The organism is Chromobacterium aquaticum (assembly GCF_021129195.1).
Lineage (GTDB): Bacteria > Pseudomonadota > Gammaproteobacteria > Burkholderiales > Chromobacteriaceae > Chromobacterium > Chromobacterium aquaticum.
Map to the genome: position 1 here is coordinate 1 of NZ_JAJOHW010000147.1, position 9339 is coordinate 9339.

Annotated in this window: 10 protein-coding genes; 5 read left to right on the forward strand and 5 right to left on the reverse strand. The window is 62.7% G+C overall.

Annotated elements, in window-relative coordinates:
• The 5 genes from LQT98_RS20250 to LQT98_RS20270 all read right to left on the reverse strand — a co-directional run.
• On the reverse strand, positions 1 to 203 hold a 203-nt coding region (locus LQT98_RS20250), incomplete at its 3' end, for a cytochrome b (RefSeq protein ID WP_231464707.1).
• 272 nt (positions 204 to 475) lie between these two features.
• Positions 476 to 1441, reverse strand: coding sequence for an ABC transporter permease (locus tag LQT98_RS20255; RefSeq protein WP_048410769.1), 966 nt, complete (start codon positions 1439 to 1441; stop codon positions 476 to 478).
• Positions 1441 to 2547 carry an ABC transporter permease gene (locus LQT98_RS20260; RefSeq protein WP_231464709.1) on the reverse strand — a complete coding sequence of 369 codons (1107 nt, stop codon included), beginning with the start codon at positions 2545 to 2547 and terminating at the stop codon, positions 1441 to 1443. The genes LQT98_RS20255 and LQT98_RS20260 overlap by 1 nt, the downstream gene beginning before the upstream one ends.
• The gene (locus LQT98_RS20265) at positions 2544 to 4073 is read right to left on the reverse strand and encodes an ABC transporter ATP-binding protein (protein WP_231464711.1); all 1530 of its coding nucleotides are present in this window, start codon (positions 4071 to 4073) and stop codon (positions 2544 to 2546) included. Before LQT98_RS20265 ends, LQT98_RS20260 begins: the two co-directional genes overlap by 4 nt.
• Positions 4074 to 4191: 118 nt before the next feature.
• Complete coding sequence (locus LQT98_RS20270) at positions 4192 to 5175, reverse strand: BMP family lipoprotein (protein WP_231464714.1); 984 nt, start codon at positions 5173 to 5175, stop codon at positions 4192 to 4194.
• A gap of 491 nt (positions 5176 to 5666) precedes the next feature.
• Here LQT98_RS20270 and LQT98_RS20275 point away from each other — a divergent pair, with 491 nt between their 5' ends.
• The 5 genes from LQT98_RS20275 to LQT98_RS20295 all read left to right on the forward strand — a co-directional run bounded on the left by LQT98_RS20275 (position 5667) and on the right by LQT98_RS20295 (position 8914).
• A complete protein-coding gene (locus LQT98_RS20275; RefSeq protein ID WP_231464717.1) occupies positions 5667 to 6434 on the forward strand; it encodes a tRNA pseudouridine(65) synthase TruC in 768 nt (255 codons plus the stop codon).
• Between the two features lie 21 nt (positions 6435 to 6455).
• Complete coding sequence (locus LQT98_RS20280) at positions 6456 to 7304, forward strand: 23S rRNA (adenine(2030)-N(6))-methyltransferase RlmJ (RefSeq protein WP_231464720.1); 849 nt, start codon at positions 6456 to 6458, stop codon at positions 7302 to 7304.
• A gap of 167 nt (positions 7305 to 7471) precedes the next feature.
• Positions 7472 to 8026, forward strand: a complete 555-nt coding sequence (locus LQT98_RS20285) for a thymidine kinase (protein WP_231464722.1) — start codon at positions 7472 to 7474, stop codon at positions 8024 to 8026.
• Between the two features lie 136 nt (positions 8027 to 8162).
• Positions 8163 to 8741, forward strand: a complete 579-nt coding sequence (locus tag LQT98_RS20290) for a LexA family protein (RefSeq protein ID WP_231464724.1) — start codon at positions 8163 to 8165, stop codon at positions 8739 to 8741.
• A gap of 17 nt (positions 8742 to 8758) precedes the next feature.
• Positions 8759 to 8914, forward strand: a complete 156-nt coding sequence (locus LQT98_RS20295) for a hypothetical protein (RefSeq protein ID WP_231464726.1) — start codon at positions 8759 to 8761, stop codon at positions 8912 to 8914.
• Positions 8915 to 9339: the final 425 nt, after the last annotated feature.

Here is a 9339-nt window from a genome sequence, read left to right on the forward strand (position 1 = left end):
CGCCAGATCAGGCGCAGCACGGCCAGCGCGAGCACGCTGATGCCCACCCATTTGTGCCAGGCGATCATGGACGCTTTCAGCTTGAAGCTGGCCGGCGAGGTGATCTGCATGCTGTTGAAATACCAGCCCATGATCAGGGCGGCGACGATCAGCACGGCGATCAGCCAGTGCAAGGCGATTTGAGTGGGGCTGTATCGTTGCATCGAGTTCCTTATTCCGTATCGGCGGCAAAGCCGCGCCTGTCATACCGTTGAATCATAAAAGAGCGCCCAATGCGCTGATAGCGAAATTATTAGCGCGATAAATTCAAATTTTTTGAACGAGTTTGCTTGGGCGCAACGACAGACGATATTAAGAATCATTATGAATGGAGAAGTCCCGCAAGGTTCCCTGCATGGGATATATAACAAAAAACCGCCAGGGGCAAAGCCCTCTGGCGGTTTTAACCTGACTGAAAAGCCGGTTTATCGTTGGTTTAACGGCTCTTGACGAAGGGAATGCCTATCGCCTTGGGCGCCACCGCGCGGCCGACGAAGCCCGCCAGCAGCAGCACGGTCAGCACATAGGGGATCACCGCGATGGCTTGCGACGGGATCTGACCGATGCCCGGCAGCGCCACGCCTTCCAGGCGGATCTGAATGGCGTCGGCAAACGCGAACACCAGGCAGCCCAGCACCGCCGGCAGCGGCTTCCATTTGCCGAAGATCAGCGCGGCCAGCGCCAGAAAGCCCTTGCCCGCCGTCATTTCCTTGATGAAGCTGCCGGTCTGGTACACCGACAGATAGGTGCCGGCGATGCCGCACAGCACGCCACCCCAGAACAAGGCGGTGTAGCGCACCTTGGCCACCGAGATGCCGGCGGTGTCCGCCGCGTGCGGGTTCTCGCCCACCGCGCGCAGACGCAGACCGAAGCGGCTCTTGTACAGCACCCAGGTCACCAGCGGCACGATCAGGAACAGGGTCAGATACACCAGGATGCTGTGGCCGGACAGCAGCTTGCTGTACAGCTGGCCCAGCAGCGGCACATCGCGCAGCTCATGGGCGAACGGCAGCACGATCTCGTGGAAACGGCCCTCGTCCGGCAGCTGCGGGGTGTTGCCGCCCTGCTGGAACCAGGCCAGGCCCAGCACCGGGGTGATGCCGGAGGCGACGGTGTTGAGCGCCATGCCGGAAATCAGCTGGTTGCCGTTGTAGGTGACCGACACGAAAGCATGGATCATCGCCATCGCCACCGAGGCGGCGATGCCGCAGGCCATGCCTATCCACGGGTTCTGAGTGGTGAAGGCCGCGGCGGCGGCGGCGAAGGCCGCCACCAGCATCTTGCCTTCCAGGCTGATGTCGACCACGCCGGAGCGCTCGGAGAACATGCCGGCCATCGCGGCCAGGATCAGCGGCGTGGCCACGCGCAGCGTGGAATCGAGCAGGCTGAAGAAGATTTCCATTATTTGTCGTCCTTGCGCTTGAACAGGCCGGCGATGAACGGCTCGAACAGGTTTTCCAGCGCGCCGCAGAACAGGATGATCAGGCCCTGGATGAAGATGATCATCTCGCGGGTGATCATCGGCTTCTCGAAGGACAGATCGGAGCCGCCCTGGGTCAGCGCGCCGAACAGCAGCGCGGACAGGATGATGCCCACCGGGTGGTTGCGGCCCATCAGCGCCACGGCGATGCCGACGAAGCCGACGCCGTTGGTGAACATCACGTTCATGCGGTGGGCGGAACCCATCAGCTCGTTGACCGCGGCCAGGCCGGACAGCGCGCCGGACACGCACATGGCGATGATGATGACACGGCTGACGCTCATGCCGGCGTAGCGGGCGGCTGGTTCGCTGGTGCCCACGGTGCGCAGCTCGAAGCCCCAGCGGCTATGCCACACCACCAGATAGAACAGCGCGGCGGCCAGCAAGGACATCACGAAGGTCAGGTTCAACGGCGAGGTGGGAATTTCCACGCCGAAACGCGCCGCCACTTCGTGGATGGCGGGAATCCACGCCGCCTGGCCGAATTCGCGCGTGGTCGGGTTCTGCGAGCCGGCCTCGATCAAGTGATGGCTGATCAGGTACAACATCAAGGAGTAAGCGATGAAGTTGAACATGATGGTGGTCACCACGATGTGGCTGCCCCGCTTGGCCTGCAGCCAGCCCGGCACAAAGGCCCAGGCCGCGCCGAAGCCCATTGCCGCCAGAATGGCCAGCGGCACCAGCACCGCCGGCGGCAGGCTGTGGTCGAAGCCCAGCACCACCAGGGTGACGCCCAGGCCGGCCAGATAAGTCTGGCCTTCGCCGCCGATATTGAACAGGCCAGCGTGGAAGGCGGTGGCCACCGCCAGGCCGGTGAAGATGAAGCCGGTGGTGTAGAACAGGGTGTAGCCTATGCCCTCGCCGTAGCCGAAGGCGCCGTTGATCAGCAGCTTCAGGCATTCCCAAGGGTCTTCGCCTATCAGCCAAGTGACCAGGCCGGTCACCAGCAGCGCCGCCATCAGATTAAGCGCCGGCAGCACCGTCAGCTGCGCCCAGCGCGGCAAGGTGGAAGGTTGTCCGAATTTCAATGCTTGTGCCCTCCCATCAGCAGGCCCAGCGAAATGGTGTCGGCGTCCTTGGCCGCCACTTCGCCGGTGATCTGTCCGCCGGCCATGACCAGGATGCGGTCGGCCAGCGCCAGGATTTCTTCTAGTTCAACCGAGACCAGCAAAATGGCCTTGCCCTCGTCGCGCAGTTCCACCAGCCGCTTGTGAATGAATTCGATCGCGCCGATGTCGACGCCGCGCGTCGGCTGGCCGATCAGCAGCAGGTCCGGATTGGCGTGGATTTCCCGCGCCAGCACCACTTTCTGCTGGTTGCCGCCGGAAAGCAGGCCCACGCGCAGCAGCGGGTTGCCCGGACGGATGTCGAATTGCTGGATGAAGTCGCGGGTACGCGCCAGCAGCCGCTTGCGCGAATACCACGGGCCGCGGCCCAGGCCGGCTTCGCCGTGATAGCCGAGAATGGCGTTTTCATAGCTGGAGAAGGCCTTGACCAGGCCCTCGCGCGAGCGGTCTTCCGGCACATGGGCGATGCCCAGCTTGCGGTAGAGCGCGGCGCGCGGCTGGCCGCCGCAACGGCGGCACAGCAGGTCCTCGCCCTTGTAGACCATCTCGCCGGCATTGGGCTCGCGCATGCCGGCCAAGACTTCCAACAGCTCGGACTGGCCGTTGCCGGACACGCCGGCGATGCCGACGATCTCCCCGGCGCGCACTTCGAAATTCAGCTGGTCCAGCAGCTTGACCGCGCGCGCGTCGGTCAGGCACAGATTCTTGACGCTGAGCACCGCCGCGCCCGGCTCGCGCTCGGCCTTGTCCACTTTCAGGCTGACCTTGCGGCCCACCATCAGGTCGGCCAGCTTTTCCTTGTCCACGTCGCAGGTGGCGACATTGGCCACCACGGTGCCGGCGCGCATCACGCTGACGCCGTCGGTGATGTCCATCACCTCGCGCAGCTTGTGGGTGATCAGGATCACGGTCTTGCCCTGCGCCTTCAGCGAACGCAGGATGTGGAACAGGTGGTCGGCTTCCTGCGGCGTCAGCACCGCGGTGGGCTCGTCCAGAATCAACACATCGGCGCCGCGGTACAGCGCCTTGAGGATTTCCACCCTTTGCTGCAGGCCCACGCCCAGATCGCCCACCAGCGCGTCAGGGTCCACCTCCAGCGAGTAATTGCGGTTGAGCTCTTTCAGATGCTCGCGGGCCTCGTCCAGCCCCTTCTTCAGCACCAGGCCGCCTTCGGCGCCCAGCACGATGTTTTCCAGCACGGTAAAGGTGTCCACCAGCATGAAATGCTGATGCACCATGCCTATCCCCAGCTCGATCGCTTCCTGGCTGTTGCGGATAGGCGCTTCCTTGCCGTTCACCCGGATGGAGCCGCTGTCGGCCTGGTAATAGCCGTACAGAATGCTCATCAACGTGGATTTACCGGCGCCGTTCTCGCCGATAACGCCATGGACGGTGCCCTTGGCGATTGTCATCGTAACGTCACGGTTGGCTTTGACGGCACCAAAACTCTTGTTGATGCCCGCCAGCTCAATGGCAAACTCGGTCATGCTTGTTCTTGTTCCCTGGTTAGGGCCAGCCTGACTCCGTTCCGGCATGAACAAACAGGCACGATGGAATGCATCGTGCCTGCCTCCCCGAAACGGATCAGGGAAAACTCCGCTCGGCTTATTGCACCGGGCAGCTGTTGTTGGTGCGGTAATCCACCACCTTGATCTTGCCGCCGATGATGTCAGCCTTGGCCGCGTTGATCTTCTTCTCCATCGCCGGAGTGATCACCTTGCGGTTGTTGGCGTCCAGCGCCCAATCCACGCCGGCCTCCTTCAGGCCCAGCACCTTGACTTCCGGCTTCCAGGAGCCGTTCTTGGCGTCCTTGAAGGTGTTGAACACCGCCACGTCCACGCGCTTGACCATGGAGGTCAGCACCGAGCCGGGGTACAGGTGGTTCTGGTTGCTGTCCACGCCGATGGAGTACTTGCCGGCGGCCTTGGCGGCTTGCAGCACGCCCAGGCCGGTGCCGCCGGCGGCGGCGAACACCACGTCCACGCCGCGGTCGAACTGGCTCTTGGCCAGCTCAGTGCCGCGCGCCGGGTCGTTGAAGGCCTGCGGGGTGGTGCCGGTCATGTTCTGGATCACGCTGGCGTTCTTGTTGGTGAACTTGACGCCCTGCACATAGCCACAGCCGAAGGCGCGGATCAGCGGCACGTCCATGCCGCCGACAAAGCCCACCTTGCCGCTCTTGGACGCCATCGCGGCGGCCACGCCGGTCAGGAAGGCGCCTTCTTGTTCCTTGAACACAATGCTCTGCACATTGGAACCTTTGGCCACCGCGTCGATCAGAGTGAACTTGACCTTGGGGAACTCCTTGGCCACGGTTTCCACCGCCTGGGTGAAGGAGAAGCCGATCGCCACCACGATGTCGGCGTCACGGCGCGCCATATTGCGCAGCAGCTGTTCTTTTTGCGCTTCGGACGCGATCTGGCCGTCGCGGTAGTTGATCTTGAATTCCTTCTTGAAACGCTCGGCGCCGTTGTACGCGGACTCGTTGAAGCTCTTGTCAAACTTGCCGGCCATGTCGTAGACCACGGCGGGCGAGAATTCTTTGGCGAAGGCGGAAGTGGACAACACCGCGGCCGCTACGGCAAAGCTCATTCGTTTCAGCTGGATTTTCATCTCTATGACTCTATGGAGTTTGTTGGTCAACCCGCACGCCGATCACCCCCTGTGGTTCCCGTGCCGTGCAGCGAAGCAAGGCGCCTGCCAACCTCGCGTCATGTAGCGTCGCGACTACATATTCAGTTGCGCAGATGCGGTCCCGCCGCGCCCCGGTGCAAACGGGTCGATACCGGCATGGACGCCGCCCTGTCATTCTTGTTTGAGCGCGGCGAATTGTAATGACGCACCCATGGACTGTAAACAACTTCCTCTCTACTTTGAAATATCATGTCGCAACAAATGCCGACAAAGCCGCGAGCCCCGCGGAGAAACGCCAACAGCATGTCAAAATGCTGTGGTTTTTACGTAATCGAAGCGTAAGACATAAAATTACACCCCAAGAGCATTCCCCGCTGCCGGGGCAGCCTTCCAAAGCCGGCCGGCAGCGCCTACAATGCCGGCCTTCCCCATCCGTTTCAAGCCGCCCCATGCTGCCGATTCTTTACCGCGACGACCGGCTGATCGCCATCCACAAGCCCTCCGGCCTGCTGGTGCACCGCACCGCGCTGGACCGCAACGAAACCCGCTTCGCCGTGCAGTTGCTGCGCGACCAGATCGGCCAGCGGGTCTACCCGGTGCACCGGCTGGACAAGGGCACTTCCGGCGTGCTGTTGTTCGCGCTGGACAAGGATATGTGTCGCGAAATGAGCTGGCAGTTCGAACGCCAGCAGGTGGACAAGCGCTATATCGCCGTGGTCCGCGGCCACAGCGATGACGCCGGCCGCATCGATTACCCGCTGAGCCGCCGCCCGGATGATCTGGAATGGATAGGCGAAACCGTGGACACCACGCCGCAGGCCGCCGTCACCGACTACCGCACGCTGGCGCGCATCGAACTGCCGATCGCGGTCGACCGCTACCCCAGCAGCCGCTACAGCCTGCTGGAGCTGACGCCGCACACCGGCCGCCGCCACCAGCTGCGCCGCCACCTCAAGCACATCGCCCACCCCATCATCGGCGACGCCACCCACGGCAAGGGCCGCCACAATCGCATGTTCACCGAGCATTTCGGCAGCCAACGCCTGCTGCTGGCCTGCGTCGCGATGCAGCTGAGCCACCCTGACAGCGGCCAGCCGCTCTTGCTGCAAGCGCCGCCGGCCGACGACTTCATGCAAGTAATGGAACAACTGGGCTGGCGCGCCGCGCTGGAGGACGCGCTGCGCGGCCACGCCGAATCCGGTACAATCCGCAGCTGACAAACGCCATACCCCGCAGCCATGCTCAGTTACCGCCACGCCTTCCACGCCGGCAACCACGCCGATGTGCTCAAGCATCTGATCCAGATCGAACTCCTGAACTACCTGGGCCAGAAAGCCAAGCCCTACTGGTATATCGACACCCATGCCGGCGCCGGCGCCTATTCGCTGGTGGAAGGTTACGCCACCAAGAACGCTGAATTCGAATCCGGCATCGCCCGCCTGTGGCAGCGCGACGACCTGCCGGAAGCCGTCGCCAACTACGTCGAAGTGGTGCGCAGCCTGAACGCCGACGGCGAACTCAAGCTCTACCCTGGCTCGCCGTGGTGCGCGGCGGAAGTGATGCCGGCCAGCGACAAGCTGCGCCTATTCGAGCTGCACCCTACCGACCACCAGTTGCTGGCCGACACCTTCGCCGACGCAGGCCGTCGCGTGCAGATCCAGCAAGCCAACGGCTTCGAGGCGATCAAGGCGATCCTGCCGCCGCCGCCGCGCCGCGCGCTGGTGCTGATCGACCCGCCCTACGAGGACAAGCGCGATTACCAACACGTGATCACCGCGCTGAAGGAAAGCCTGAAGCGCTTCGCCACCGGCGTCTACGCGGTCTGGCATCCCTGCCTGCAGCGCGCCGAGATGAAGGAACTGCCCAAGGAAATGAAGAAGCTGGGCGCCAAGAACTGGCTGCGCGCCGAATTGCACGTGCAAAAGCCGTCCAGCGACGGCTTCGGCATGCACGGCAGCGGCATGTTCATCCTCAACGCGCCATGGACGCTGCCGCAGACGCTGCGCGAAGTGCTGCCCTACCTCGCCCAGCATCTGGCGCAAGACGCCGGCGCCAGCTATGTGCTGGAAACCGGCGGTGACCTTTAAAGAACCTATTTACGATCTACTACGCGTCGTGGAGCGTTACACGGTGAGTACGGCTTCAGAATGCTCATGTACCTCTTGTACACTCCGCTTCTTCAACCGTTTTCGCCTTGTCTCCCCTTAGCTCGCGAGATCGTAAACAGGCCCTAAGCCCCAGCGAGAACCCATCGATGGCAAAACTCTTTTTCCGCTACGCCGCGATGAACAGCGGCAAGAGCACCCAGCTGCTGCAGATCGCCAACAACTACGAATCCATGGGCAAGACCGTGGCGCTGTTCACCAGCGCGATGGACGACCGCTACGGCTTCGGCAAGATCACCTCGCGCCTCAATCTGCAGCGCGACGCCCGCACCTTCTCGCCGGAGCTGAACTTCCTGGCCGAGGATTTCGGCCAGACCGCCTGCATCCTGATCGACGAAGCCCAGTTCATCACCCCGGAGCAGGTGCACCAGTTGCATGAACTGGCCCATACCCGCAACATCCCGGTGATCTGCTTCGGCCTGCGCACCGACTTCCGCGGCGACCCCTTCGTAGGCTCCGGCATGCTGCTGGCGCTGGCCGACGAGATCGAAGAGATCAAGACCATTTGCGAATGTGGCAAAAAAGCCACCATGCACATCCGCATCGATGCCGACGGCCATCGCGTCAAGGAAGGCCCGCAAGTGGAAATCGGCGGCAACGCCCGCTACCGCGCGGTTTGCGCCCGCTGCTTCTATCAACTCTGAAGCAGCGCCCCTCCGCCGAAACCCGCCCGCGCCAGCGGGTTTTTTTACGCCCGCGGATTGCTGCCCTCAAAAAAAACTTGCCCTGGAGTTTGATAATGTACACAATCAAATCTGCTTGCATTACAGAGGATTAGCCATGAGCCACGGAGGCAAACGCAGCGGCGCTGGCCGCAAGTCCAGCTACGGCGGCGACAAGACCGTCGCCCTCCGCGTGCCGGAACCGCTGAAGCCGGTGCTGGAAGACTGGCTGCGCGATTACCGCAGCTGGCGTACCGCCAACAGCGCCCACGCCGACGATGTGCGCACCCTGGCGCGTCAGCTCAGCGAGTTGTCGCTGCCGCTGTTCGCCAACAGCGTGCCGGCCGGCTCGCCGGTGGCGGCGGACGACCTCAAGGAAGACGACGTGGACCTCAACGCCCGGCTGGCGCCGCGGCCGGGCAGCACCTTCCTGGTCACGGTCAAGGGCGAATCCATGTTGGGCGCCGGCATCCATGACGGCGACCTGCTGGTGGTGGACCGTGCGGCGGAAGCGCGCAACGGCAAGGTCGTCGTGGCGGCGCTCAATGGCGAGCTGACGGTGAAGCGGCTGGAAAAAACCGCCAAGGGCCTCCGCCTGCTGCCGGAAAACCCGGAATTCCAGCCGATTCCGGTGCCGGAAGACGCCGCCTTCCATATCTGGGGCGTCGTCACCAACGTCATCCACAAAGTGGACTGAACCTTCGGGAGAACAGCATGGCACACACTCAAGCGCAGTACGACAGCATCAAGATGAAGTTCATGGACTGGCGCCGCCTGCCGCGCGCCTTCCGCGCGGTGATCCAGGGCCAGCCGCAAGTGCTGGTCAGCCGCCCGGGACGCGACTTCTACGTGCCGGTGCAGTTTGTTTAGCCACCTTTATTAGCCACGGAAACGCACGGAAGACACGGAAAAAGACAACACCTTCGGCCAGGAAACCCACGAAACCTTCATACCGTCTTTGGTCCGTGTTTTTCCGTGTGTTTCCGTGGCAAAAGAAACCACAGACCTTGCCTGCTCCCGTGGCCTTCCGTGGCAAAAGACGTTTTCCGCTCCCCCTTAAGAGCGGCTAACATTATCAGTTTCACGGCTGAGGCAAGGCGCGCCGACGCAGGCAGCACTTGAGTACGACAAGTCGGCGCAACGCAGCATCAGGAATTTGTTAGCCGCTCTAAGAGCCTGTTCAAAGTCTCGCGAGCAAGGGCGAGACAAGGCGAAAACGAGCGAAAAAGCGGAATGTACACGTGGTACATGAGCATTTTGAGCTTGTACTCACCGTGCGACGCCTCACGAAGCGC

What these genes read in the sequence shown, in the direction of transcription:
- LQT98_RS20275 (WP_231464717.1), top strand. Translation starts at nt 5,667, where the DNA reads ATGCTGCCGATTCTTTACCGCGACGACCGGCTGATCGCCATCCACAAG.
- LQT98_RS20280 (WP_231464720.1), top strand. Translation starts at nt 6,456, where the DNA reads ATGCTCAGTTACCGCCACGCCTTCCACGCCGGCAACCACGCCGATGTG.
- LQT98_RS20255 (WP_048410769.1), bottom strand. Translation starts at nt 1,441, where the DNA reads ATGGAAATCTTCTTCAGCCTGCTCGATTCCACGCTGCGCGTGGCCACG.
- LQT98_RS20265 (WP_231464711.1), bottom strand. Translation starts at nt 4,073, where the DNA reads ATGACCGAGTTTGCCATTGAGCTGGCGGGCATCAACAAGAGTTTTGGT.
- LQT98_RS20290 (WP_231464724.1), top strand. Translation starts at nt 8,163, where the DNA reads ATGAGCCACGGAGGCAAACGCAGCGGCGCTGGCCGCAAGTCCAGCTAC.
- LQT98_RS20295 (WP_231464726.1), top strand. Translation starts at nt 8,759, where the DNA reads ATGGCACACACTCAAGCGCAGTACGACAGCATCAAGATGAAGTTCATG.
- LQT98_RS20285 (WP_231464722.1), top strand. Translation starts at nt 7,472, where the DNA reads ATGGCAAAACTCTTTTTCCGCTACGCCGCGATGAACAGCGGCAAGAGC.
- LQT98_RS20270 (WP_231464714.1), bottom strand. Translation starts at nt 5,175, where the DNA reads ATGAGCTTTGCCGTAGCGGCCGCGGTGTTGTCCACTTCCGCCTTCGCC.